This window comes from Micromonospora sp. WMMD730 (assembly GCF_049178955.1).
GTDB classification, from domain to species: domain Bacteria; phylum Actinomycetota; class Actinomycetes; order Mycobacteriales; family Micromonosporaceae; genus Micromonospora; species Micromonospora wenchangensis.
Genome location: NZ_JBMHML010000002.1, coordinates 6,495,505 through 6,520,630 on the forward strand (window position 1 = coordinate 6,495,505; position 25,126 = coordinate 6,520,630).

At 71.9% G+C, this 25,126-nt stretch carries 24 protein-coding genes and 1 tRNA gene; 6 read left to right on the forward strand and 19 right to left on the reverse strand.

Annotated features, from left to right (window positions below):
• Positions 1-96: 96 nt before the first annotated feature.
• Both ACN265_RS27570 and ACN265_RS27575 read right to left on the reverse strand, forming a co-directional pair.
• A complete protein-coding gene (locus ACN265_RS27570) occupies positions 97-1,734 on the reverse strand; it encodes an ABC transporter permease subunit (protein ID WP_421410533.1) in 1,638 nt (545 codons plus the stop codon).
• Positions 1,734-2,987, reverse strand: coding sequence for a sugar ABC transporter substrate-binding protein (locus ACN265_RS27575; RefSeq protein WP_421410534.1), 1,254 nt, complete (start codon positions 2,985-2,987; stop codon positions 1,734-1,736). Before ACN265_RS27575 ends, ACN265_RS27570 begins: the two co-directional genes overlap by 1 nt.
• A gap of 198 nt (positions 2,988-3,185) precedes the next feature.
• On the opposite strand from ACN265_RS27575, the gene ACN265_RS27580 reads away from it, so the two are divergent.
• A complete protein-coding gene (locus ACN265_RS27580) occupies positions 3,186-4,250 on the forward strand; it encodes a LacI family DNA-binding transcriptional regulator (RefSeq protein WP_204927416.1) in 1,065 nt (354 codons plus the stop codon).
• A gap of 229 nt (positions 4,251-4,479) precedes the next feature.
• Positions 4,480-6,114, forward strand: coding sequence for a glycoside hydrolase family 13 protein (locus ACN265_RS27585; protein WP_420119197.1), 1,635 nt, complete (start codon positions 4,480-4,482; stop codon positions 6,112-6,114).
• Between the two features lie 164 nt (positions 6,115-6,278).
• Here ACN265_RS27585 and ACN265_RS27590 read toward each other — a convergent pair whose 3' ends face one another.
• The 6 genes from ACN265_RS27590 to ACN265_RS27615 all read right to left on the reverse strand — a co-directional run bounded on the left by ACN265_RS27590 (position 6,279) and on the right by ACN265_RS27615 (position 11,067).
• Positions 6,279-6,716 (reverse strand): hypothetical protein, encoded by a 438-nt coding sequence (locus tag ACN265_RS27590; protein WP_204927414.1) that lies wholly within the window; start codon positions 6,714-6,716, stop codon positions 6,279-6,281.
• A gap of 190 nt (positions 6,717-6,906) precedes the next feature.
• Positions 6,907-7,275: a GntR family transcriptional regulator gene (locus ACN265_RS27595; protein ID WP_377685897.1), complete on the reverse strand. Its 369-nt coding sequence runs from the start codon at positions 7,273-7,275 to the stop codon at positions 6,907-6,909.
• Entirely contained in the window at positions 7,275-8,186 is a 912-nt protein-coding gene (locus ACN265_RS27600; RefSeq protein WP_302746607.1) for a YihY/virulence factor BrkB family protein, read from the reverse strand. The genes ACN265_RS27595 and ACN265_RS27600 overlap by 1 nt, the downstream gene beginning before the upstream one ends.
• A 164-nt stretch (positions 8,187-8,350) precedes the next feature.
• A complete protein-coding gene (locus tag ACN265_RS27605; RefSeq protein WP_377685899.1) occupies positions 8,351-8,920 on the reverse strand; it encodes a 2'-5' RNA ligase family protein in 570 nt (189 codons plus the stop codon).
• Between the two features lie 32 nt (positions 8,921-8,952).
• Complete coding sequence (gene trpS, locus ACN265_RS27610; RefSeq protein ID WP_204927410.1) at positions 8,953-9,978, reverse strand: tryptophan--tRNA ligase; 1,026 nt, start codon at positions 9,976-9,978, stop codon at positions 8,953-8,955.
• Between the two features lie 33 nt (positions 9,979-10,011).
• Positions 10,012-11,067, reverse strand: coding sequence for a hemolysin family protein (locus ACN265_RS27615; protein ID WP_421410537.1), 1,056 nt, complete (start codon positions 11,065-11,067; stop codon positions 10,012-10,014).
• A 228-nt stretch (positions 11,068-11,295) separates the two neighbouring features.
• On the opposite strand from ACN265_RS27615, the gene galE reads away from it, so the two are divergent.
• Both galE and galK read left to right on the forward strand, forming a co-directional pair.
• Positions 11,296-12,225, forward strand: coding sequence for a UDP-glucose 4-epimerase GalE (galE, locus tag ACN265_RS27620; protein ID WP_232378560.1), 930 nt, complete (start codon positions 11,296-11,298; stop codon positions 12,223-12,225).
• The gene (gene galK, locus ACN265_RS27625; RefSeq protein ID WP_421410539.1) at positions 12,222-13,388 is read left to right on the forward strand and encodes a galactokinase; all 1,167 of its coding nucleotides are present in this window, start codon (positions 12,222-12,224) and stop codon (positions 13,386-13,388) included. Before galE ends, galK begins: the two co-directional genes overlap by 4 nt.
• A 306-nt stretch (positions 13,389-13,694) precedes the next feature.
• Here galK and cysN read toward each other — a convergent pair whose 3' ends face one another.
• The 9 genes from cysN to ACN265_RS27670 all read right to left on the reverse strand — a co-directional run bounded on the left by cysN (position 13,695) and on the right by ACN265_RS27670 (position 22,119).
• A complete protein-coding gene (gene cysN / locus ACN265_RS27630; RefSeq protein WP_204927406.1) occupies positions 13,695-14,990 on the reverse strand; it encodes a sulfate adenylyltransferase subunit CysN in 1,296 nt (431 codons plus the stop codon).
• Positions 14,990-15,904, reverse strand: coding sequence for a sulfate adenylyltransferase subunit CysD (cysD, locus tag ACN265_RS27635; protein WP_204927405.1), 915 nt, complete (start codon positions 15,902-15,904; stop codon positions 14,990-14,992). The genes cysN and cysD overlap by 1 nt, the downstream gene beginning before the upstream one ends.
• Positions 15,905-15,982: 78 nt before the next feature.
• Positions 15,983-16,786, reverse strand: a complete 804-nt coding sequence (locus ACN265_RS27640) for a 3'(2'),5'-bisphosphate nucleotidase CysQ (protein ID WP_421411656.1) — start codon at positions 16,784-16,786, stop codon at positions 15,983-15,985.
• Between the two features lie 117 nt (positions 16,787-16,903).
• Positions 16,904-17,494, reverse strand: coding sequence for an aminoacyl-tRNA hydrolase (gene pth, locus ACN265_RS27645; RefSeq protein ID WP_204927404.1), 591 nt, complete (start codon positions 17,492-17,494; stop codon positions 16,904-16,906).
• A 99-nt stretch (positions 17,495-17,593) separates the two neighbouring features.
• On the reverse strand, positions 17,594-18,283 hold the full coding sequence (locus tag ACN265_RS27650; protein WP_204927403.1) for a 50S ribosomal protein L25/general stress protein Ctc: 690 nt from the start codon (positions 18,281-18,283) through the stop codon (positions 17,594-17,596).
• A gap of 303 nt (positions 18,284-18,586) precedes the next feature.
• Positions 18,587-19,567, reverse strand: a complete 981-nt coding sequence (locus ACN265_RS27655) for a ribose-phosphate diphosphokinase (protein WP_145917824.1) — start codon at positions 19,565-19,567, stop codon at positions 18,587-18,589.
• An 87-nt stretch (positions 19,568-19,654) separates the two neighbouring features.
• Positions 19,655-21,154, reverse strand: a complete 1,500-nt coding sequence (gene glmU / locus ACN265_RS27660) for a bifunctional UDP-N-acetylglucosamine diphosphorylase/glucosamine-1-phosphate N-acetyltransferase GlmU (protein WP_421410543.1) — start codon at positions 21,152-21,154, stop codon at positions 19,655-19,657.
• A 74-nt stretch (positions 21,155-21,228) separates the two neighbouring features.
• Positions 21,229-21,299: transfer RNA gene (locus ACN265_RS27665), tRNA-Gln, on the reverse strand.
• A 46-nt stretch (positions 21,300-21,345) separates the two neighbouring features.
• The gene (locus ACN265_RS27670; RefSeq protein WP_421410545.1) at positions 21,346-22,119 is read right to left on the reverse strand and encodes a helix-turn-helix domain-containing protein; all 774 of its coding nucleotides are present in this window, start codon (positions 22,117-22,119) and stop codon (positions 21,346-21,348) included.
• 120 nt (positions 22,120-22,239) lie between these two features.
• On the opposite strand from ACN265_RS27670, the gene ACN265_RS27675 reads away from it, so the two are divergent.
• Positions 22,240-23,199 (forward strand): acyl-CoA desaturase, encoded by a 960-nt coding sequence (locus ACN265_RS27675; RefSeq protein ID WP_421410547.1) that lies wholly within the window; start codon positions 22,240-22,242, stop codon positions 23,197-23,199.
• 113 nt (positions 23,200-23,312) lie between these two features.
• Positions 23,313-24,002 carry a TetR family transcriptional regulator gene (locus ACN265_RS27680; RefSeq protein ID WP_421410549.1) on the forward strand — a complete coding sequence of 230 codons (690 nt, stop codon included), beginning with the start codon at positions 23,313-23,315 and terminating at the stop codon, positions 24,000-24,002.
• Positions 24,003-24,010: 8 nt separating this feature from the next.
• Here the strand turns inward: ACN265_RS27680 and ACN265_RS27685 are convergent, their stop codons facing one another.
• Together ACN265_RS27685 and ACN265_RS27690 are read right to left on the reverse strand one after the other, a co-directional pair.
• Complete coding sequence (locus tag ACN265_RS27685) at positions 24,011-24,472, reverse strand: DUF4383 domain-containing protein (protein WP_204927398.1); 462 nt, start codon at positions 24,470-24,472, stop codon at positions 24,011-24,013.
• A 110-nt stretch (positions 24,473-24,582) separates the two neighbouring features.
• Positions 24,583-25,038 (reverse strand): DUF4383 domain-containing protein, encoded by a 456-nt coding sequence (locus tag ACN265_RS27690; protein WP_204927397.1) that lies wholly within the window; start codon positions 25,036-25,038, stop codon positions 24,583-24,585.
• Between the last annotated feature and the right edge of the window lie 88 nt (positions 25,039-25,126).

Below are 25,126 nucleotides of genomic sequence, written 5' to 3' on the forward strand. Positions count from 1 at the left end.
CCGCGGCACCCGGCCGACCGGCACGCGGGCCGGCGGCATCCGATCCGACGACGGGTGCGGCGGGGGTCGCCGGCCCGGCGGTGTGGGGACGGGTCGTCACGAGTAGACCTCCTCCTGCCGGCGGGTGCGCCGGAAGCTGACCGCCGAGACCGTGGCCACGATCGCGAAGATGAAGATCGACACCGCGGCGGCCAGGCCGAACTCGGCGCCCTGCGCGCCGAAGGCCAGCCGGTAGGTGTACGTGATCAGCAGGTCGGTGGCCCCGTTGGTCGGGTTGTCCGGCGCGAACGGGCCACCCTCGGTGGTCAACCAGATCGCGTTGATGTTGTTGAAGTTGTACGCGAACGACGCGATCAGCAGCGGCGAGAGCGCGACCAGCAGCAGCGGCAGGGTGACCGCCCGGAACGACTGCCAGGGCGACGCGCCGTCGACCGAGGTGGCCTCGGTCAGCTCCTTGGGGATCGCCTGGAGCGCGCCCGTGGTCACCAGGAACATGTACGGGTACCCGAGCCAGAGCTGCACCAGCAGCACCGCCAGCCGGGCCGACCAGGCCTCGCCGAACCAGTCGACGCCGAGCCCGAACAGGTTGTTGACCAGGCCGAAGTCGGTGTTGAACATGTCCCGCCAGACCAGCAGCATCGCGAACGACGGCATCGCGTACGGCAGGATCAGGAAGACCCGGTAGAGGTTGGTACCCCGCATCCGGGGCGAGTGCAGGGCCAGCGCGATCGCCATGCCGAGTCCGAAGGTGAACCCGGTGGAGCCGATCGCGAAGGCGAAGTTCCACAGCAGGGTGCCGAAGAACGGGCCGGAGATGTTCGGGTCGGTGAGCACCCGGGCGAAGTTCTTCAACCCCACCCCGACCTGCCAGCCCTGGGCGAGCCGTTCGCCGTCGGCGGCGACGAAGGAGCCGGTGTCCGGGTCGGCCGTCCAGGTCCTGCCGGTCTCGCCGTCGGTGACGCAGTCGCAGCCCCGGTCGTACGCCCGGACGGCCCTGCCCTCGTAGGCACGGGACAGGCCGTTGGAGCGCACCGCGCCCCCGGAGGTCGGCACCACCAGGGCGGTGATCTCCTCGCTGCGGACGCTGGCCTGGCCGACGTTGAGCACGGTGTAGCCCTTGGCGGCGGTGACCCTGCCGCTGCCGGCGACGGTCACGTCGGCGGCGTCCAGCGGGCGTAGCCCGTCGGCGTTCCCGGCGGAGACCCGACCGGTCGCCGGGTCGGTGAGCAGGAAGATCAGCGGCCCGGTGGCCGGGTCGCCGGTGGTGGCGATGGCGAGGGCGTACTCGGCGGAGCCAGGGACCTGCTTGACCGAGGAGGTCTCGATGGCGACGATCGCGTCGTCCTTGGAGCCCCGGTGGCCGTCGCCGAAGTTGGTGAACGCGGTGCTCGCGGTGTAGAGCACCGGAAAGACCTGGAAGGCGATCAGGAAGATCGTTCCTGGCACCAGGTACTTGGCCGGGATGTGCCGGCGGGTGAGGTAGAGGTAGCCCAGGCCGACGGTGGTGGCCACCAGGATGGCGAGACCGACCCAGAGCCGGGCGGCGATGAGCGGGAAGGCCGCCCAGATCGCGATCCCGGCCACCAGGCCGAGCAGGACCACCTTGACGACGAGACCGGTCGCGGTGATCGGCGCGTGGGAGCGCGCGGTACGGGAGGTTTCCGGGGGCCCGGAACGCGCAGGCCCCCGGCCCGGGGCCTGCGGGGCAGGTCCCGGGCCGGACAGCGTGCTCATTACTTGATCTGACCCGAGATCGTCTTGCCGGCGGCGGTGACGGTCTTCGCCGGGTCGGCCCCACCGATGACGGCCGCTTCCGCCTTGCCGAACGGGTCCCAGATCGCGGCCATGGCCGGGATCGCCGGCAGCACCTGCCCGCCCTTGCCCGCCTCGGAGAACTTGGCCAGGTCCGGGTCGGCACCCTTGACCTGGTCGAACGCGGCGGTCAACGCCGGCGGGCGGGGCTCGGCCTGGTAGAGCGCCACGGCCAGCTCGGGGGTGGTGACGTAGTTGGTGACGAACTCCTGGGCCAGCGCCTTGTTCCTGCCCTTGGCGGCGACGTAGAACGCCTGGACGCCGACGAACGGCTGGGCCTGCTTGCCACCGGCGAAGCCGGGGACCGGGGAGATGTCGTAGGAGATGCTTGCCTTCTTGGCGTCGGCGATCGCCCACGGGCCGGAGACCAGGAAGGCACACTTCTTACCGGTGAAGGTGGCGATCGAGTTCTCGCCGGTGATGGAGCGCTTGAGCGCGCCGTCGCCCTTCTCGCCGAGCTTGCCGATCTTCTTGAACGCCTCGATCGACTCCGGCTTGCCCACGCCCAGGTCCTTCGGGTCGTAGTCGCCGTTGGCGGCGGTGCCGAAGAGGTAGCCGCCGGCCGAGGTGTACAGCGGGTAGATGTGGTACGCGTCGCCGTTCTGTCCGGACTGGAGGCAGAGGATCTCGCTGGCCTTCTTGTCGGCCTTGAGCTTCTTGCCGGTGGCGACCAGGTCCTCGATCGTCTTGGGCGCCTCGGGGGCCAGCGCGGTGTTGCGGATCAACGCGACGTTCTCGGTGGCGTAGGGGACACCGTAGAGCTGCCCGTTGAAGGTGACCGCCTTGATCGCGGTCTCGTTGAAGCCGGACTTCTGCTCGGCGGCGAGCTGCACCGGGTCGATGGCCCCGTTCTGCACGAGGTTGCCGATCCAGTCGTGCGCGCCGACCACCACGTCCGGGCCGCTGCCCTGCTGGGAGGCCGTGACGAAGTTGGTCTGGAGGTCCTTGGAGACGGCCTGCACCTCGACGGTGACGCCGTTGTCCTGGCCGAACTTCTCGGCGAACGGCTTGAGCGCCGCGGTCCGCTTGTCGTCCGCCCAGATGACGAGCTTGCCGCTCGCGGCCGGGGAGGTGGCCTTGGCGGCCGGTTCGTCCTTGCTGTTGTCGCCGCCGCAGCCCGAGGCGGCGAGCGCCAGGCCGAGAACGGTGACCACACCCGCGGTACGGATGCGCATCGGTACTCCTGTCGTCATGACGGGTCGCCGGGGGACGGGCGACCACACCGGGGAAACACTGAAAGTTCTTGCCAACCGACGCCGGGAAGGCCGCGTCGCTGCTGTCACGTGTTGCCGGGACGTTAGCAAGAGGTTGCATGCAATGGAAGGGCTTGCAGAGGCGTACGCAAGAACTTGCCCGTGAGCTAGAGTGCCGCCATGCGCGCTCGACTGTCCGACATCGCCCAACAGGCCGAAGTCAGCGAGGCCACGGTGTCGCGGGTGCTCAACGACCGCCCCGGTGTGGCCCCCGAGACCCGACAGGCGGTACTGACCGCCCTCGACGTGCTCGGCTACGAGCGTCCGGCCCGGCTGCGCAAGCGCAGCGCCGGCCTGGTCGGGCTGGTGGTGCCGGAGCTGGACAATCCCATCTTCCCGGCGTTCGCCCAGGTCATCGAGTCGACGCTGGCACAGAGCGGGTTCACCCCGGTGCTGTGCACCCAGACCCCGGGCGGGGTCACCGAGGACGAGTACGTGGAGATGCTGCTCGACCGGCAGGTCTCCGGCATCGTCTTCGTCTCCGGCCTGCACGCCGACACGGCCGCCAACCACGACCGGTACCGCGCGCTGATCGCCCGGCCGCTGCCGGTCGTCATGATCAACGGGTACGCCCCCGGCATCGCCGCGCCCTTCGTCTCCTGCGACGACCGGGAGGCCACCGAGTTGGCCGTGGCGCACCTGGTCGCGCTCGGGCACCGGCGGATCGGCCTGATCACCGGGCCGGACCGGTTCGTGCCGGTGCAGCGTCGGGTGGCTGGCTTCCGGGCCGCGATGACCCGGCTCGGCACCACCGGCGGCGACCTGGACGCGCTCGCCGAGCTGTCGCTGTTCGGCGTCGAGGGCGGCGAGGCCGCCGCCGGCCGGCTGATCGGGCGCGGGGTCACCGGGATCGTCTGCGGCTCCGACCTGATGGCGCTCGGCGCGGTCCGGGCCGCCCGGCAGCGCGGCATGTCCGTGCCGGGCGACCTGTCGGTGGTCGGCTACGACGACTCGCCGTTGATGGCCTTCACCGACCCGCCGCTGACCACCATGCGGCAGCCGGTGGCCGCGATGGCGGTGGCCGCGGTCCGGGCCCTGGTCGACGAGATCAACGGGCACGCCGCGCCGCACTCGGAGTACCTGTTCCGCCCCGAGCTGGTGGTACGCGGATCGACCGCGGTCGTCCGACCGGCGGACGCCGGCCGGCAGCGCCCGGTGCCGCCCGCCCTCGCCGTCCCCGCCTGACACCCCCGCCACCTCCCGGGCCGCGCCGGCCCGTCGACCGGGTCCACCTCCCGGTGGACGGGACGCGCCCACGAACGACCTGCCCTGGCCACCGGTGACGGACGTCATTTCTTGCGCAAGGCATGCTTGACTCTTGCAGCATCTGGCCGGCATTCTCTCCACACACCCGCGTCGTCACCCACCGCCGCGCGGGTGCCGCCGTCCCGCCACAGAACGGGGATCTCCGCCGATGACCGCCACCGACCCCACGCCGCTGGCCTCCGACGACGACTGGTGGCGCGCCGCGGTCGTCTACCAGGTGTACGTCCGCAGCTTCGCCGACTCCGACGGTGACGGCGTCGGCGACCTCGGGGGCATCCGGCAGCGGCTGCCCTACCTGCGCGACCTCGGGGTGGACGCGCTCTGGCTCACCCCGTTCTACACCTCGCCGCAGATCGACGCCGGCTACGACGTGGCCGACTACCGCGACGTCGACCCGCTCTTCGGCGACCTCGCCGACTTCGACGCCATGATCACCGACGCGCACGCGCTGGGCCTGCGGATCATCGTGGACCTGGTGCCCAACCACACCTCCAGCGCACACCCCTGGTTCACCGCCGCCCTCGCCGCCGGCCCCGGCTCCCCCGAGCGGGAGCGTTACCTGTTCGCCGACGGCCAGGGCGTCGACGGCGAACTGCCCCCCAACGACTGGGAGAGCATCTTCGGCGGCCCCGCCTGGACCCGGCTGCCGGACGGCCAGTGGTACCTGCACCTGTTCGACCCGGCCCAACCCGACCTGAACTGGCGGCACCCGCAGGTGCGTGCCGAGTTCGAAGACGTCCTCCGCTTCTGGCTCGACCGGGGGGTCGACGGGTTCCGCATCGACGTGGCCCACGGCATGATCAAGGCCGAGGGGCTGCCGGACGTCGGCTTCAGCTCGATGACCACCGGCCGCCGCCAGTCGGAGCTGCTCGGCAAGGGCCGGCTGCCCTACTTCGACCAGGACGAGGTGCACGACATCTACCGCGCCTGGCGACCCATCCTGGACAGCTACCCCGGCGGCCGGATGGCGGTGGCCGAGGCGTGGGCGGAGACCCCGCAGCGGCTCGCCCGCTACATCGGCCCTGACGAGCTGCACCAGGCGTTCAGCTTCGACTTCCTCGACGCCACCTGGTCGGCCGACTCGTTCCGCAAGGTGATCGACACCGCGCTGGCCGAGGCGACGATCGTCGGCGCGCCGACCACCTGGGTGCTGTCCAACCACGACCGGCAACGGCACGTCACCCGGTACGGCGACGGCGAGGTCGGCCTGCGCCGGGCCCGTGCCGCCGCTCTGCTGATGCTGGCCCTGCCCGGCTCCACCTACCTCTACCAGGGCGAGGAGCTGGGCCTGCCGGAGGTGCTGGACCTGCCCGACGCGCTCCGGCAGGACCCGGCGTTCCTGCGGACCGGGGAGAGCCGGGACGGCTGCCGGGTGCCGATCCCGTGGGGCGGTGAGCTGCCCCCGTACGGCTTCGGGCCGCAGGGCGGCGAACTGAGCTGGCTGCCGGCCCCGGCCACCTGGCGGGCCCTCTCGGTGGCCGCCCAGACCGGAACGCCCGGCTCGACGCTGGAGCTGTACCGGGCCGCGCTGCGGGTCCGGCGCACGCACCCGGCGCTGTCGGCCACCGCCGGCCCGGTGCTCTGGCAGCAGACCGAGCCGGGGGTGCTGGCGTTCCGCCGCGACGGCGACGCCGCCGCGCTGACCTGCGTGGTCAACCTCAGCGGCGCCCCGGTCCGGATCGACGGGTACGGCCGTCCCCTGGTGGCCAGCGCCGACCTCACCGAGCAGGACGCCGGACACGTCCTGCCGGTGGACGCAGCCGCGTGGTTCGAACGGCGCTGAGCCGGGTAACCCGCCTTTGACCTGGTCGTCCGTTGTGCCCCGCGCCGACGGGCGACTGGGGCTGCCGACCCCTTGTGGTGGGGGGTGAAGGTGGCACCGGCGTCCCGGGAAGTCCGCTTCCCGGGACGCCGGTGCACCACCGCGTACCGGCGTCGCCCGACCCGTCACCGCCCGCGCAGCAGCCCCGCGATCCGCCCGAAGCCCGCCCGCACCTGTGCCTCGGTCGGCACGGGCGGCGGCTGCGGCCGGTCGGCCCCGACGGCGGCCTCGTCCTCCTGCTCGTCGAGGACGTCGTCGAAGTCCCCGTAGAGGTCGGCCGCCTCGATCCGGGCCTCCTCGTCGGCGGCGGCGAGCTGCGACGCGGCGATCTCGCCCCGGATCTCCTCGGCCGACAGCGCCGGCACCAGCGGCTCGACCACCGCCATGAACCGTTCGTCGGCCACCACCGCCTCGGCCAGGGCCAGCGCGTGCGGTCGCTCGTACGGGCCGCAGACCACGGGTTCCCACTCGGCCGGATCGGCGAGCGGGCCGAACGTGATGATCCAGGGCAGGGTGAGCAGCGGCGAGTCGTCCGGCAGGTCCAGCGTCACGAGTGCGCCCACCGGCTCATCATGGTCGTTCAGGCCGGCGCGACGGGCGGCATTTGCCCCATTCATCTTTTCCGACGACTGTCGGCATCCCGCTTTCCTCCCCGGACCGGTCCTGCCGTCAGCCGGCCCGACCGTCGTCCCGGCCCGGTGCCGGCCCCGGCCGGCCGGGGCCGGCACCGGGCCGGGCGGCGACGGTGCGGGCTCAGGCCGGGGGTGACCCGCCCAGGGCGGCGCGGACCAGGGCCAACGCGCGGTCCGGCGGCACGCCCAGCCGGGTCGCCTCCTCGGCGTAGCGGGCCGCCGCCCGCTGCAACCGGTCGGCCGCGTCGTCCCGCCCCGGGGCGACGAAGCTGCCGTGCCGGCCCCGGGTCTGCACCAGCCCGGCCGACTCCAGCTCCCGGTAGGCGCGGGCCACCGTGTTCACCGCCAACCCCAGCTCGGCGGCGAACTGCCGGACCGGGGCCAGCCGGGTGCCCACCGCCAGCCGGCCGTCACCGATCATCGCGGCGAGCTGCGCCCGCACCTGCTCGTACGGGGGCACCGGGGAGCCCGGATCGATCTCGACAGGCATCAGCCCGCCCCTCCCGGCGTACCTGGATCGGTCTCGGTGTCGACGTCGGCCTCGACGTTGACCTGCCGCATCACCGCCCCCTCCGACAGGTCGACCACCCGGCCGTGCCGGCTGGTGGCGGCCAGCGCCGCACCGAAGAGCACCAACTGGTTGAGCAGGTAGAGGTAGAGCAGCACGGCCACCGCGCCGGCCACCACGGCGTACGCCGGGTTGCGCTCGGTCCGCACGATGTAGAACCGGCCGACCGTGTTGAGCAGGGTGATCCCGACCGCGACCAGCAACACCACCGGGCGCAGCCGGCGGCGGCTCATCCGCAGCCGGGGCACCGCCACCAGCAGCGCCGTCGCCAGCACCGCGTTGACCAGCACGCTGAGCACCGCGCTGATGGTGGTCAGCCCCACCGAACCGGTGGCCCGCAGCAGGAACCGCAGCACCGACTCCAGTGCGTCCACCGCCGCCACCGAGATGCCCAGCATGACGAAGACCAGCAGCAGCACACCCAGGTCCACCAGCCGGCGGACCACCAGGTTGCCCGGCTGCTGGTTGAAGCCGTACATCAGCCGCTGCGACGACCGGATCGCCTCCACCCAGCCGATCCCGGTGAAGAACAGGATGACCAGGCCCACCACGCCTACCGCGTTGCTGCTCTCGGCGATCTGCTGCGGGTCGAGGAAGGGCAGGTTGTCCCGCAGGAACTCCGCCACCGCGTCGGAGACCTCGTCGTTGTCCTCCAGGATCGCCCCGAAGACCGAGTAGGCGACCAGGGCGAGGGCGAACACGGCGAAGAACCCGTAGTAGGCGATGGCGGCGGCCAGCCGGCCGCCCAGCACCTCGCCGTAGAGGTCGACCGCCCGCCAGAGGTGGTCGAGCCGGGGCCACCGGTGCCGGGCCACGGTGAACCGGCGGTCGATGCCGGCCGTCCACCGGCCCCACGCGTCCACCACGTCATCCTCGCCGATCTGTCGTCACCGGTGCCGGCCAACCGGCGGTCGGCGGGAGCGGGTGCCGGCCACCAGCGTGCCACCGGCAGGCGAGGTGCCGCGCCGGGGGCCCCTCCGACCGGCCACGGGACGGGTCAGCCGCCGAGCCGGAAGTCCCGGCGCGGCTGCCACCGGGTCGCGCCGCTGTGCGAGAAGAGGGTGAAGCCCTCCACCTCGAACATCGCCGAGAAGTCGGCGAGATCCTCGTACGCCCGGTCCAGCGCCTCCGGGGCGACGTCCTGCGCCACGGTGACGTGCGGGTGGTACGGGAAGCGCAGCTCCCGGTGCAGGTGCGGGGCGGCGCTGATGGCGGCGGCGAGCAGCTCGCACTCGCTGATCCCGGCCGCGACGGCGACGAAGACCACCTGGGTCACCGGCCGGAAGGTGCCGGTGCCCCGCAGGTGCAGGGTGAACGGCAGGTGGGCGGTGGCCACCTGCGCCAGGTGCGCCTCGACCGACTCCAGCGCGGCCAGGGGGATCTCGGTCGGGCCGAGCAGGGTCACGTGCGCGGGGACGACCTGCGGGTCACCCGTCTGCATCCGGCGTCGGGTCAGCAGCCCACCCCACGGCTCCGGGATGTCCACCGCGATCCCGATCTGGATGGTGTCGCCGGCCACCGGTATCCCGTCGCTGCGATCCACGCTCCGCGCCACCCCTCCGGCCATCGTCTCGACCCGTACCGCCGACCCGCCCACCGTTACGCCACGGGGGCCGACGCCAGGAACCCGACCCGCTCGTACGCTGTGCGCAGCGTCGGCACGGTCACCGCACGGGCCTTCTCCACCCCGACGGCGAGCAGCTTGTCGAGCTGCGCGGGGTCGTCGAGGTAGGCCCGGGTGCGTTCCTGGATCGGGGTGACGAACTCGCGGACCACCTCGCCCAGCTCCTTCTTGAGATCGCCGTAGCCCCGGCCCGCGTACGCCGCCACCAGGTCGTCGATGCTCCGGCCGGACAGGGCGGAGTGGATGGTGAGCAGGTTGGACACCCCGGGCTTGGTCTCGGTGTCGAAGACGATCTCCCGGCCGGTGTCGGTGACCGCCGAGCGGATCTTCTTGGCCGAGCGGGCCGGGTCCTCCAGCAGGTCGATGATGCCGGTCGGGGAGGACGACGACTTCGACATCTTCGCCGTCGGCTCCTGGAGGTCGGTGATCTTTGCAGTGTCCTTCACGATGTGCGGGGCGGGCACCGTGAAGGTCGGCCCGAACAGCGAGTTGAACCGCTGGGCCAGATCCCGGGAGAGCTCCAGGTGCTGCCGCTGGTCCTCGCCGACCGGCACCGCGTCGGCCTGGTAGAGCAGGATGTCGGCGGCCTGGAGGATCGGGTACGTGAACAGGCCGACGCTGGAGCGGTCGCTGCCCTGCTTCTGCGACTTGTCCTTGAACTGGGTCATCCGGCTCGCCTCACCGAACCCGGTGATACAGCCCAGCACCCACGCCAACTGCGCGTGCTCGGGCACCTGCGACTGGACGAACAGGGCGCTGCGCTCCGGGTCGATGCCGACCGCGAGGAGCTGCGCGGCGGCCACCCGGGTGCGCTGGCGCAGCACCGCCGGATCGTGCCCGGCGGTGATCGCGTGCAGGTCGACCACGCAGTAGAACGCCTCGTGGGTGTCCTGCAACGCCACCCAGTGCCGCACCGCGCCCAGGTAGTTGCCGAGGTGGAACGAGTCGGCCGTCGGCTGGATGCCGGAGAAGACGCGGGGGCGGGCGGGAGCGTCGGACATGCCGGCAATTCTGTCAGCAACCCCCGGCGCCCGTCATGACGGGCCGGCGGGTCGACTCGCCGCCGGTTGCGCCGGGGCGGTGACCTCGCGTACCGACACCCGCGCGGCGTCCACCGGTGCCGCGGCAGCGGCGGCCTCCCGGCGCGGCTCCGGCAGGCGGGCGGCGGACACCGCGACCCGGGACACCCGACGCCCGTCGAGGGCGAGCACCCGCAGCAGCCACCCCTCAGCCGGGGACGGCTCGTCTCCCGGGGTGACCGGCACCTCGTCGCCGGCCACCGGGAGCCGGCCGAGCGCCGCCATCACGTACCCACCGACCGTCTCGTACGGGCCGGCGGGCAGCGGCACCCCGGTCCGCTCGGCGAAGTCGGCCAGGTTGAGCCGGCCGTCGACCACGGCGGGCAGGCCGGCCGACGCCGGCTCGGGTGGGCCGGCATACTCGTCGTGGATCTCCCCGACCAGTTCCTCGATCAGGTCCTCGCAGGTCACGATGCCGGCGGTGCCGCCGTACTCGTCGACCACCACGGCGAGGTGGTGGCCCTCGCGGCGCATCTCGGTCAGCGCGGCGAGCACCCGCTTGCTGCCGGGCAGCCGCTTGACCTCCCGGCTCAGCCGGCCCACCGTGGTCGCCGGGTCCAGGTCGGGGCGGAGCAGCACGTCCCGCAGGTGGACGAAGCCGACCACGTCGTCGTGGGTGCCGTCGACCACCGGGTACCGGGTGTGCGGGTCGATCCGGACCAGGCGTTCGGCCTCGGCGAGGGTCAGCCCGGCGGCGAGGAAGACCACCTCGGTGCGGGGCATCATCACCTCGCGCACCAGGCTGGCCCCGGCGACCAGCACCTCGTCGATGATCCGCCGTTCGTCCGGGTCGAGGACGGTGTTCGCGGCGACCAGGTCGCGTAGCTCGTGCTCGCTGATCCGTTCCCGGCCGGCGGCCGGGCTGGCGCCGAGCAGGTCGGTGACGAGCCGGGTCGCGCCGTCGGCGGCCCGGACGACCAGCCGCGCGACACTACGGGCCACCGGCCCGGGTACGCGTCGGCTCCGCCCCGGCGCGCGTCTCCGGGGCCCGGGACCACCCGCTTCCCGCATGGAAGTGATGGTAGGGCCGGCGGACCCGGCCGGTGGGCAATGTGCGGATCTGTTCAATCATGAAGGTTCATGATGGAATAAGGGTGACCCCACGACGCACAGCGCGGCGACAGCACCCGGCCGTAGGGTGATCACGAACGGCCGCAGCGGGCGCGGCCAGGCAGGAGGACCGACGTGAAACTGCTCGTCACCGGCGGTGCCGGGTACATCGGCAGCGTGGTGACCCGGATGCTGCTCGACGCCGGCCACCGGGTGACCGTCCTGGACGACCTGCGTACCGGGCACCGGGCGGCGCTGGCCCCCGACGCCACCCACGTCGAGCTGCCCGTGCACGAGGCCGCCCGGGTGCTCACCCCCGACGCCGGCTTCGACGGGGTGCTGCACTTCGCCGCGCTGATCGCCGCCGGCGAGTCGATGGTCCACCCCGAGCGGTACTGGCACGCCAACACGGTCAGCTCGATCGCGCTGATCGACGCCGTCCGGGCCGCCCGGGTGCCGCGCCTGGTCTTCTCCTCCACCGCCGCCGTCTACGGCAACCCGGTCGAGCTGCCGATCCCGGAGACCGCCGTCAAGGCCCCCACCAACACGTACGGCGCCACCAAACTCGCCGTCGACCTGGTGCTCACCTCCGAGGCGACCGCACACGACCTCGCCGCCGTGTCGCTGCGCTACTTCAACGTCGCCGGGGCCTACCTGCGCGACGGCCTCGCCATCGGCGAACGGCACGACCCGGAGACCCACCTCATCCCCATCGCCCTCGACGTCGCCGCCGGCCGCCGGGAGAAACTCCAACTCTTCGGGGACGACTACCCCACCGTCGACGGCACCTGCGTACGCGACTACATCCACGTGGAGGACCTGGCCCGCGCCCACCTGCTGGCGCTCACCGCCGCCGTGCCCGGCCGGCACCGCATCTACAACCTCGGCAACGGCAGCGGCTTCACCAACCGGCAGGTCGTCGACGTGGTCCGCGAGGTCACCGGGCACCCGGTGCCGGTCGAGACCGCCCCCCGCCGCGAGGGCGACCCGGCCGAACTCGTCGCCTCCTCGGCGCTGGCCCGCCAGGAACTCGGCTGGGTGCCCGAGAAACCCACCCTCACCGACATGGTCGGCGACGCCTGGGCGTTCTACCGCGCGCACGTGCTGGAGCAGTCGTGACGGGCCGCCCGGACGTCGCCGACCGCGCCACCGCCGGCTTCTCCTGCGGGTACGACGCGACGCCCGCCGGACGCTGGGCGGCACCCGGGCGGGTCAACCTCATCGGCGAGCACACCGACTACAACGACGGATTCGTGCTCCCCTTCGCCCTGCCGCTGCGTACCGTGGTCGCCGCCGACCCGCAGCCCGGCGAACGCTGGACGGCCCGCTCGGAGATCGCCGACCGGCCCGTCGACTTCGGGGCCGCCGAGGCCGACTCCCCCGGCCGGGTCACCGGCTGGGGCGGCTACGTCGCCGGAGTGGTCTGGGCCCTGCGCGAGGCCGGGTACGCCGTCCCCGGCGCCCGGCTGGCCATCGCCTCGGACGTGCCGCTCGGCTCCGGGCTCTCCTCGTCGGCGGCCCTGGAGGCGGCGGTGCTCGCCGCCCTGGCCGACCTGGGCGGGCTGGACCTGCCCGCCGAGCGCCGGCCCCGGCTGGCCCAACGCGCCGAGAACGGCTACGTCGGTGCGCCGACAGGCATCATGGACCAGTCGGCGGTGATCCGCTGCCGCGCCGGCCACGCCCTGTTCCTCGACTGCCGGGACGAATCCGTCGACCACGTCCCGTTCGACCTCGACGCCGCCGGCCTGGCCATCCTGGTGATCGACAGTCGTGCGCCGCACCGGCACGCCGACGGCGAGTACGCCTCCCGCCGCGCCGCCTGCGAACGGGCCGCCGACCTGCTCGGCGTGCCCGCCCTGCGCGACGTGCCGGTCGCCGACCTCGACGCCGCGCTGGCGCGGCTGCCCGACGACGAGACCCGACGCCGGGTCCGGCACGTGGTCACCGAGAACCAGCGGGTGCTCGACACCGTCGCCCTGCTGCGCGCCGGCCGGGTCGCCGAGATCGGACCGCTGCTGACCGCGTCGCACGCCTCCATGCGGGACGACTTCGCGATCACCGTCCCCGAGGTCGACACCGCCGTCGAGGCGGCGCTCGCGGCCGGCGCGCTGGGTGCCCGGATGACCGGCGGCGGCTTCGGCGGCTGCGTCCTCGCCCTGGTCGAGGCGGCGGCTGCGGAACCGGTGGCGGCAGCTGTCCGGAGCGCCTACGCCGAACGCGGCTTCGCCGCCCCCGACACCCTCACCGCCCTCCCCGCCCCCGGTGCCACCCGCCTCCCCTGACCCGCCTCACCCCGGCCTACCCCGCTCACGCCCCGGGTCCGGCCTGCCCCGGTCCGGCCTGCCCGGGTCCCGCTCCTGCGCCCGGTGATCAAGAGGTTTGCGTCAATCCGCCAGCGAAACCTGACGCAAACCTCTTGATCACCGAGCAACAGCCGGGCGGCCGGGCGAGTGGGCGTGCTGGGTGGCGGTGATCAAGAGCTTTGCGTCATCCGTCGGGCGGAAACTGCCGCAAAGCTCTTGATCACCGAGAGCCGACGGGGCGGGGAGGGGCGGGCGGCGGCGGGAGGAGAAGGAGAGTGGGGTGGGTCAGGCGGTGTCGACGATCATGCCGGCGGCCACGGTGCGGTTCGTGGCCTCGTCGATGATGATGAAGCCGCCCGTGGTGCGGTTACGGCGGTACTCGTCGGCCAGCAGCGGGACGGTGGTCCGCAGCCGTACCCGGCCGATCTCGTTGAGCCGCAGTTCGCTGGCGGTCTCGTCCCGGTGCAGGGTGTTGACGTCGAGGCGGTAGTACAGGCCACGCACGATCGTCCGCGCCGAACGCGTCGTGTGCTTGATCGTGTACTTGCCGCCGACCTGGAGCGGGCGGGTCTCGTCCATCCAGCAGACCATCGCCTCGATGTCCTGCGAGACGGTCGGGGCGTTGTTCGGCCGGCAGATCATGTCGCCGCGCGAGATGTCGATCTCGTCGTCGAGGCGGACGGTGACCGACATCGGGGGGAACGCCTCGTCGACGGGTCCGTCGGCGGTGTCGATGGCGGCGATCCGGCTGGTGAACCCGGACGGCAGGACCATCACCTCGTCGCCGGGCTTGAGCACCCCGGAGGCGACCTGCCCCGCGTAGCCCCGGTAGTCGGTGACGGTGGTGGACTGGGGGCGGATCACGTACTGCACCGGGAACCGGACGTCGACCAGGTTGCGGTCCGAGGCGATGTGCACACGCTCCAGGTGGTGCAGCAGCGACGGCCCGTCATACCACGGCATGTTCTCCGACCGGGTGACGATGTTGTCGCCGCGCAGCGCCGAGATCGGCACCACCGTCAGGTCCGGCGCGTCGAGTTTGGCCGCGAAGGCGGTGAACTCGTCGGCGATGCGTTCGAAGACCTCCTGGGAGAAGTCGACCAGGTCCATCTTGTTGACGCACAGCACCAGGTGCGGCACCCGCAGCAGCGAGCACAGGAACGCGTGCCGCCGCGACTGCTCCACCAGCCCCTTACGCGCGTCCACCAGGATCAACGCCAGATCGGCGGTGGACGCGCCGGTGACCATGTTGCGGGTGTACTGGGTGTGGCCGGGGGTGTCGGCGATGATGAACTTGCGCCGGGGAGTGGCGAAGTACCGGTACGCCACGTCGATGGTGATGCCCTGTTCCCGTTCGGCCCGCAGGCCGTCGGTGAGCAACGCCAGGTTGGTGTACTCGTCACCCCGGGCCGCGCTGACCGCCTCCACCGCGGCCAACTGGTCGGTGAACAACGACTTCGTGTCGTAGAGCAGCCGACCGATCAGGGTCGACTTGCCGTCGTCCACACTCCCGGCCGTGGCGAACCGCAGCAGGTCCATCGGCCGGGCCTCGACCTCGGGCGACACCGTTTCGGTGCTCATCAGAAGTAGCCCTCCCGCTTGCGGTCCTCCATGGCGGCCTCGCTGACCCGGTCGTCGCCCCGGGTGGCACCCCGCTCGGTGATCCGCGTCGCGGCCACCTCGTCGATCACCTTCTCCACCGTGTCCGCGTCCGAACGCACCGCCGCCGTGCACGACGCGTCGCCCACCGTCCGATACCGCACCCGGGCCTTGAACTGCTGCTCGCCGGCCCGGGGCCGGAAGAACTCGTTGACGGCGTAGAGCATGCCGTCGCGTTCGACGACCTCACGGTCGTGCGCGTAGTAGATCGACGGCAACGGCACCCGCTCCCGGGCGATGTAGTGCCAGATGTCCAACTCGGTCCAGTTCGACAACGGGAACACCCGGATCGACTCACCCGGATGATGCCGACCGTTGTACAACGACCACAACTCCGGCCGCTGGTTCTTCGGATCCCACTGCCCGAACTCGTCCCGGAACGAGAACACCCGCTCCTTCGCCCGCGCCTTCTCCTCGTCCCGCCGCGCCCCACCGAACAACGCGTCGAACCGGTGCTTCTCCACCGCGTCCAACAACACCGGCGTCTGGATCCGGTTCCGCATCCCGTCACCCGACTCACGGACCGTGCCGGCCGCCAGGGCGTCGGGCACGCTCGCCACGACGAGGTGCAGACCCAGTTCCGCGACCCGCTGGTCGCGGTAGTCGAGCACCTCGGGGAAGTTGTGCCCGGTGTCGACGTGCATGACCGGGAACGGGATGTTGGCCGGGGCGAACGCCTTCTGCGCCAGCCGCAGCATCACGATCGAGTCCTTGCCACCGGAGAAGAGCAGCACCGGCCGCTCCATCTCGGCGACCACCTCACGCATCACGAAGATGCTCTCCGCCTCCAACTCGTCGAGGTGGGAGACCTGGTAAAAGCGGCCGGGGGCGGTCATGCCACGGGCTCGATCGGCGCGGATCCGTACATGGATTCCAGACCTTTCCGGTCGGACAAATCAAAAACAGCGCTCAGGTTACCCGGAATGCCTCTGCAGCGCTGCAAGCAACCGGCTGGCGAGATCCTTGCGGCAGACCAGCAGGTCAGGCAGGCGCGGATCCGCCTCGTTGTATCTCAGCGCAGAACCGTCGATTCGGGAAGCGTGCAGTCCGGTGGCCGTCGCCACAGCGATCGGCGCCGCCGAGTCCCACTCGTACTGGCCGCCCGCGTGGATGTAGGCGTCCACGTCACCGGTCACCACCGCCGCGATCTTCGCCCCCGCCGAACCCATCGGCACCAACTGTGCGCCCACGTCCTCGGCCAGCGCGGTCAGGAACGCCGGCGGCCGGCTCCGGCTCGCCGCCAACCGCAGCGTCCGGTCGCCCGTCGTGGCCGCCTCCACCGTCATCGGCGGGTACGCGGGCGGGTAGTCCGTGCCCAGCACCCGGTGCTGTGCCGGCAACCCCACCGCCCCCGCCACCAGACCGTGCGGCGTCGGCGCGTTACGCGCCCAGAGCGCGACGTGCACCGCCCAGTCGGCGCGCCCCTCCTCGGAGAACTCCCGGGTCCCGTCCAACGGATCGATGATCCACACCCGGTCGGCCGTCCGCCGGGACACCCCGCCCGTGGTGTCCACCAGCCGCGACCCCTCGTCCTCCTCGGAGAGGACCGCGTCACCGGGCCGCCACTTCGCCAGCTCGCTGCGGATCAGATCGTGCGAGACCTTGTCCCCGGCCGACTTCAACGCCGCCGCGTCCGCGAACCCCATCTCGGCGCGCAGCTCCAGCAGGGCCTGCCCGGCCCGGTCCGCCAACCAGCGGGCGAACGCGCCGTCGATCATCGGAGGACTGCCCACGAACTCGCTCCCGTCGCCTACCACGGCCCGCGCGCGGTCGCGCCACGCCAGAACGCGCAGACTACCGCCAACGCGGGCGCGCCACGAGTACGCCCCCGCGACTCAGACCCCGTGGTACGCGTTCTGGGTCGGCTCGACGCCCTTGGTGACCACCGACTCCACCACGTCAGCGGCCCGGTCCACCAGAAACTCCAACTCCTTGCGCTCCGCGGTGCTGAAATCCGACAGCACGAAATCCGCCGGATCCTGCCGCCCCGGCGGCCGGCCGATGCCGAAGCGCACCCGCACGTAGTCCTTCGTCCCCAGCGACTTCGACATCGACCGCAGACCGTTGTGCCCGCCCTCGCCGCCGCCCAGCTTCACCCGCAACTGCCCGTACGGGATGTCCAGCTCGTCGTGCACCGCGATCACCCGTTCGGCCGGGATCTTGTGGAACTGCGCCAGCGCGGCCACCGGCCCACCCGACAGGTTCATGTACGTCTGCGGCTTGAGCAGCACCAGCTTCGGCCCACCGAAACCGATCCGCCCCTCGGCGACGTCCGCCACCACCCGCTTGTACCGACCGAACCGCCCACCCAGCCGTACGGCGAGCAACTCGGCGACCATGAAGCCGACGTTGTGCCGGTTCCCGGCGTACTCCCGACCCGGATTGCCCAGGCCGACCACCAGCCACGGCCCCGTCTCGTCCGTCACGTCCCGTACCTCCCGCTCGCCGTCTGCGCGCCGACCGTGCCCCGATACGCCGGCAGGCGCCCCCGCGACGGGAGCGCCTGCCGTGAACGATGCGACCGGTCAGGCCTCGGTCTTCGCCTCGGTGCTCTCCTCGCCCTCGGCGGCCGGAGCCTCGGCGCCCTCGGCGGCCTCCGCACCCTCGGCCTCCTCGGCCTCCGCAGCCGGGGCCTCGACCTCCGGCAGGGTGGCCTCCAGCTGCTCGGCGGTCGGGGCGGCGGTCACCGAGGCGACCGTCTGCTCCGCGTCGGCGGCAAGCTCCACACCCGAGGGCAGCTCGACGTCGGCGGCGGTGACCTGGCTGCCGGCCTCCAGGCCCTCGATCGACGCCTCCAGGTGGTCCGGCACCTTGGTGGCGTCGGCGGTCACCGAGAGGGTGTCGTGGTCGTGCACGATCAGGGTGTCCCGCGCGGCCTCACCGGTCAGCTGGACCGGGACCTCGACGGTGACCTTCTCGCCCCGACGGACCAGCAGCAGGTCAACGTGCTCGAAGCTGTCCCGGATCGGGTCACGCTGGATCGCCTTCGGCAGCGCCAGCACCTGGGTGCCGTCGCTGACCTCGATCGCGAAGAGCTGGTTGGCGCCGCCCTTACGGATCGCGGCGGCGAACTCCCGCGCCGGGAGCGCGATGTGCTTGGGCTTCTCGCCGTGACCGTACAGCACGGCGGGCACCTTGCCGGCCCGACGGGTACGACGGGCACCACCCTTGCCGAACTCCGTACGGGGCTCGGCGCTGATCTTTACCTCGGACACGGGAAAACTCCTGATGCTCAACGCTACGGCGGCTTGTCGTCTGGCGGTGCTGGGGCGAGGGGCTCGCTTGGGGCTCATGCGTCATGAACGACTGCCCGGAGCACCGCGTCGATGACGGTGCCTCCGTGCGGCGCTCGATCAGCGGCCCGCCGGGCACCCTCGCCGTGGCAACCGCACCAGTCTACCCGAGGTCTTTCCGCGCCTTCCGGCAGTCCCCGCCATGCGCCGCCGCCCCGCGCGTCGGACCCGGCGACGCGCGGGCCGGTCGCACCCGACCGGCCCGCGCGTTCCCCGGGGCGGGCGTCAGCTCAGGCCACCGAAGAGGGTGGTCACCGACCCGTCGTCGAAGACCTCCCGGATCGCCCGCGCCAGCAACGGCGCGATCGACAGCACGGTGAGCTTGTCCAACTGCTTCTCCGGCGGCAGCGGCAGCGTGTTCGTCACCACCACCTCGGTGATCGGGCTGTTCTTCAACCGCTCCGTCGCCGGGTCGGAGAGCAGGGCGTGGGTGGAGGCCACCACGATCTCCGCCGCACCGGACTCCTTGAGGATGTCCGCCGCCTTGGTGATCGTCCCCCCGGTGTCGATCATGTCGTCGACGATCAGGCAGACCCGACCCTCGACCTCACCGACCACCCTGTTCGCCACCACCTGGTTGGGCTTCAACGGGTCGCGGGTCTTGTGGATGAACGCCAACGGACAACCACCGAGGCGGTCCGTCCACCGCTCCGCCACCCGTACCCGGCCCGAGTCCGGCGCCACCACCGTCATCGGCCGGCCGGCGAACTTGTGCTCCACGTACTCGGCGAGGATGTCCATCGCGAACAGGTGGTCCACCGGGCCGTCGAAGAAGCCCTGGATCTGCGCGGTGTGCAGGTCGACGGTGAGGATCCGGTTCGCGCCGGCCGTCTTGAGCAGGTCGGCCACGAGCCGCGCCGAGATCGGCTCCCGGCCGCGGTGCTTCTTGTCCTGCCGGGAGTACGGGTAGAACGGCAGGACCACGGTGATCCGCTTCGCCGAACCCCGCTTCAACGCATCGATCATGATCAGGGTCTCCATGACCCAGGTGTTGACCCCGTGCGTGACGGACTGCACCACGAAGGCGTCCGAACCACGCACCGAGTCCCGGAACCGTACGAAGATCTCACCGTTGGCGAACTCGTACGCGTCGGAAGGGGTCGGCGCTACACCGAGCACCTCACCGATCTCCTTGGCCAACTCCGGAAAGCCACGTCCGGAAAAGAGCATCAGGCTCTTGCGGTTTTCGGCGACGATGCTGCCCATGGGCCCGTCTGCTCCCGTTGGTCGGTGGTGCCCGGCGGCGGTGGGCCGGGGCTGCTCGGTTGCAGTATGCCCCGACCACGGCGACCCTCACACCGTCTCGGCACCCCCGTGGATTGCCTCACCTTCACTTGCCGACGCCGGCCCACCCGACGCATCCTCACCGGCCGTCCGGGCCTGCTCGGCGGCCCGCGCGGAGACCGTGCCCGGCCGGTTACGCAGCACCCACCCCTCGATGTTGCGCTGCGGCGCCCGGGTCACCCCCAACGCCCCCGGCGGCACGTTCTGACTCAACGCGCTACCCGCCGCCACGTACGCCCCCGCACCCACCTCGACCGGCGCGATCAGGTTCGTGTCACAGCCGACGAACGCACCGTCACCGACCACCGTGCGGTGCTTGTTCACCCCGTCGTAGTTCACGAAGATCGTCGCCGCGCCGATGTTCGCCTTCGCCCCGATCGTCGCGTCCCCCACGTACGACAGGTGCGGCACCTTCGCGCCCGGTCCGACCTCGGAGTTCTTCACCTCGACGAACGTGCCCACCTTCGCCTTCTCGGCCAGCCGCGCCGCCGGGCGCAGGTAGGCGTACGGGCCGACGCTCGCCCCCGCGCCCACCTCGGCGCCGGTGGCGTGGCTGCGCAGCACGGTCGCCGCCGGCCCCACCACCGTGTCGATCAACGTGACGTCCGGCCCGACCACCGCCTCGGCCCCCACCACGGTGGCCCCGCGCAACTGGGTGTTCTGGTCGAGCACCGCGTCCCGTTCGACGGTGGCGGTCACGTCGATCCAGGTGGTCGCCGGGTCCAGGATCGTCACCCCGGTCCGCATCCACGCCTCGTTGACCCGGTCGCGCAGCAGCCGGCGCAGCCCGGCCAGCTCCACCCGGTCGTTGCAGCCCAGGGTCTCTACGTGGTCGGCGGCCACGTGCACCCCCACCGGCTCGCCGGCCGAGACGAGCAGCCCGAAGACGTCGGTGAGGTACTCCTCGCCCTGGTCGTTGTCGGTGGAGAGTTTGCCCAGCGCGGCCCGCAGCCGGGCCAGGTCGAAGGCGTAGATGCCGGCGTTGATCTCCCGCAGCGCCCGCTGGGCGGGGCTCGCGTCACGCTCCTCGACGATCTGCTCCAGCCGGCCGGCGGTGTCCCGGACGATCCGGCCCAGGCCGGTCGGGTCGGGCACCTCGGCGGCGAGCACCGTGGCCGCCGCGCCCTCACCCTCGTGCGCCGCGACCAGCGCGTCCACCGTCTCGGTGCGCAGCAGCGGCACGTCCCCGTTGATCACCACGACGGTGCCGGTGGCCTCCGGCACCGCGTCCAACGCGATCCGTACGGCGTGCCCGGTGCCGAGCTGCTCGGCCTGGAGCACCGCGGTGGCGTCCGGGGCGACCTCGGCCAGGTGGGCACGGACCTGATCGGCCCCGTGGCCGACCACCACCACGGTCCGGTCCGCGCGCAACGGCCCGGCCGCGGCCAGCACGTGCCCGAGCAGCGTCCGGCCGAGCAGTGGGTGCAGCACCTTGGGCAGCGCCGACTTCATCCGCTTGCCCTCCCCCGCGGCGAGCACGACGACGGTACGGCGGTGGGGCTGGGACACGGGTGGGCTCCCGTCGGGGAAGGTGACAGTCTCGCCGCCATGCTAACCAGACTTCGGGGGCGGATCAGCGGAAGCTCCCGGGAGAGGACTCGAACCCCTACAATCAGGACCAAAACCTGACGTCCTGCCATTAGACGACCCGGGAAGGTCTAAAACGTGCAAACCGAATAGCTTGGCAGACCTCCTACACCTTAGCGCCCCTCGCCAGCCGCGCCATCGCCCATTCCCTTCATGATCCCCTCTATCCGCCAGTACAACTGCCGGGACCTGGGCACCTCGACGATCAGACAACCTCGATACTCCTCGCCCGTGTTGCGCCGCACCGTGGTCGGCCGGTGGCGCTTGAACGACGTGGGGCGGAACGTTTCGGCCGGAACAGCCACCCGCTCCGCCCACCACCGCACGGCTGCTTCAGCGTCGGCGGTCTCGTGGATGCTCACCCGGAAGCGCAGGGCCTCGCGGGACACACCCATCGCCTCGACGAAGCGGACGAAGATACCGACCAGCCCGGGATCACTGTTGATGAACCTGACCCGGCACTCGTGAGGCCGCCATGGCTTGGTCTTCTCCCCCTCCGCCCAGTAGAGCGCCGCCCCCACCATGACCAGCTCGCGGTGTTCCATCGACCCCACCCATGCCGCGGCGTCCGCCACAGCCGCCGCCCGGGCGGCGTCCCGTGCCTGCTGGTGGGCCGACCACCGGGCATCCGTCATCACCTTGGAGTGCGCCCGTCGACGCTCGCGGGCGACCTCCTCGTCCGGGTCGAGAGGGAGGTGGCGCACCCAGAGGTAGGCGGTGGACTTCGCGACGCCCAACCGGGCCGCGATGTCGCCGACCGAGCGGCCCTCGCCGCGCAGTGCCACCGCCGCCGCGCGCAGCTCGTCGCGGGCGGCGGGTCGGCGGGTGCCGGCCGGGGGCGCACCGACGCCCGGCCGGGGCACCTCGGCGGCCGTCGGATCGGTCATGACCGGCAGGTTAAGACAACCGTATGACACTTGACTCATTCACGTGCGCCACTGTTCACTCCACTGTGGCCGGACCGTAGGTTACGGTGACGTAGGCGTATCCGACCGCTGCGAGGTGCCATGTCGACCACCCTGCGGAACGCCGGTGCCGCCGGCCCGAAGCCGCTCACCCAGGGCCCCCAGTCGCGAGGCATCCTGATCGCCCTCTGGGCGTTCGTGGTGGTGCCGTTCCTGGCCCTGCTCGCCGCCGTGCCGGTGGCCTGGGGTGGCTGGCTACACCCGACCGACGTGCTCGTCGCGGCCCTCTGGTACGTGGTGTCCGGGCTCGGCATCACCGTGGGTTACCACAGGTACTTCACCCACGGCGCGTTCAAGGCCCGCCGCCCGGTCCGGGTGGCCCTGGCGGTCGCCGGGTCGTTCGCGGTGCAGGGCGAGATCATCCAGTGGGTGGCCGACCACCGGCGGCACCACGCCTTCGCCGACCTCGACGGCGACCCGCACTCCCCCTGGCGGTACGGCGAGAGCGTGCGGGGCCTGGCCAAGGGGCTGTTCCACGCGCACCTGGGGTGGTTGTTCGGCCGGGAGCTGTCCAACCGGGAGCGGTTCGCGCCGGATCTGCTCGCCGACCCGGACACCCGCCGGGTGGACCGGCTCTCGCCGCTGCTGGTGGCCGTCTCGCTGCTCGGCCCGGCGCTGATGGGCGGGCTGCTGACCTGGTCGTGGGCCGGCGCGCTGAGCGGGTTCTTCTGGGGCGGGCTGGTCCGGATCGCCCTGTTGCACCACGTGACCTGGGCGATCAACTCGGTCTGCCACGTCTACGGTGAGCGTCCGTTCGCGATGCGGCCGGGCGACCGGGCGGCCAACTTCTGGCCGCTGGCCCTGCTGTCGTTCGGGGAGAGCTGGCACAACCTGCACCACGCCGAGCCGACGAGCGCCCGGCACGGGGTGCTGCGTGGGCAGTGGGACCCGTCGGCCCGGGTGATCTGGTTGCTGGAGCGGGCCGGCGCGGTGCACGACGTGCGGTGGCCGAAGCCGGAACGGGTGGCGGCGAAGCGGGTGCGGGAGCCGCTGGGGCGCTGAACCCGGCGGTGCCCCGGGGTGCCACCTGGCAGGATGGCCGGGTGACCGAGACAGACGGGCACGACCGGAGCATTCCACGACAGGGCGTCACCGAGCGCCGGCGAGGTGACGAGATGGCGCAGCCCCCGACTGGGGAGAACACCGGCACACGACGGGCGGTGCCGGCGGCGGGCCCGAAGCCGGCCGCCCGGGTACGGATGTCGGCCGCGCAGCGGCGCGAGCAGTTGATCGCGATCGGCCGGCAGGTGTTCGCCGAGAAGGGCTTCGACGCGACCTCGATCGAGGAGGTGGCGGCGCGGGCGCGGGTCTCCAAGCCGGTGGTCTACGAGCACTTCGGCGGCAAGGAGGGCCTGTACGCGGTGGTCGTCGACCGGGAGGTGCGGGCCCTGCTGGACCGGATCGCCGCGGCGTTGACCGCCGGTCATCCGCGGGAGTTGCTGGAGCAGGCGGCGCTGGCGTTGCTGGGCTACATCGAGGAGGAGACCAGCGGGTTCCGGGTGCTGGTGCGGGAGTCGCCGTTGATGTCGGCGGCCGGCAACTTCAGCAGCGTGATGAACGACGTGGCGCACCAGGTGGAGCACATCCTGGGTGCCGAGTTCTCCAGCCGGGGTTACGACCCGAAGCTGGCCGAGCTGTACTCCCAGGCGCTGGTGGGGATGGTGGCGTTGACCGGGCGCTGGTGGTTGGAGGTCCGCCAGCCGGGCAAGGAGACGGTGGCGGCGCACCTGGTGAACCTGGCCTGGAACGGTTTGTCGCACCTGGAGGCGGGGCCGGGCCTGACCACCGTGCGTCCGGGCGGCTGAGCGGCGGGTCAGCGGGCCGGGTGGAGCCGGTCGGCGCGTTCCTGGGCGGCGTGCTCGTCGGTGCCGATCTTGTCGTAGAGACCGGTGGCGAGGAGCAGCAGGCCGAACAGCAGCGAGACGATCACCGTCGACATCGAGAAGTTGAGGATGTTGGCGCGGGTCTGGAGCACGCTCATCATCGCGATGCCGGTGACCATGAAGACCACCCCGGCGGTGAGGTTCATGACGTGCCCGAGGTTGCCGCGCCGGGACGCCCCGATGATCAGGACGACCCCGAAGACGACCGAGACCAGCGAGAACGCCAGGTTGGTGCGCAGACCCAGGGCCCAGTGGCTGCCCCGGGCGAACAGCGGTTCACCCCAGGTCTGCACGACGCCGAACGCGCCGAAGACCAGGATGTAGAGGCCGACGAGGCCGGCGAAGACCCGGTACAGCGGGCGGGCCGGGTGGTTGACCGGAAAGTGCGCCATGGCCCCTCCTGCGCGGACGACGTGTCGGGACGATTGTCTCCCGTCCCGCCGTACGGTGTCGGAGAAACGCCAGGTCACGCCACAGCCCGGCCCGCGCGCCGCGGAGCGGGTCAGAGCACCAGGCGGGCCTTCTGCCAGGCTTCCTTCTCGTCCTCGGTGCCGACCTTGCCGTACATGCCGACCATCAGCAGGACGAGGCTGAGGGTCATCAGCACGATCACCGTGAGGATGCTGAAGTTGGCGACGTTGGCGTCGGTCTGGAGGAAGGCCAGGCCGGCGAGGGTGATCACCATCAGGGTGTAGGCCAGCCACTGGTTGATCGCCACGTCGAGGTTGCGGCCGATCACCGTGCCGACCAGGATGACCACCCCGAACAGCACGGACAGCAGCGAGAACCCGAGGTTGGTGCCCTGGCCGAGGACCTTGGTGTCGTCCTGGGCGAAGATGTCGTTGCCGGCGCTGGCGATGACGCCGAGCGCGCCGAAGACCACGAGGTAGAGACCGATGAGCCCGCCGATCGCCCGGTAGACCGGCCGCGCGGGGTGGTTGACGGGGGTGTGGGCCATGACTGTGTCTCCAACGCCGTTCGAGGTGAGGGTCGCCGACGATTGTCCCGTACGGCGCGGTGTGACGCCGCACACGGGGTCGTCCCTG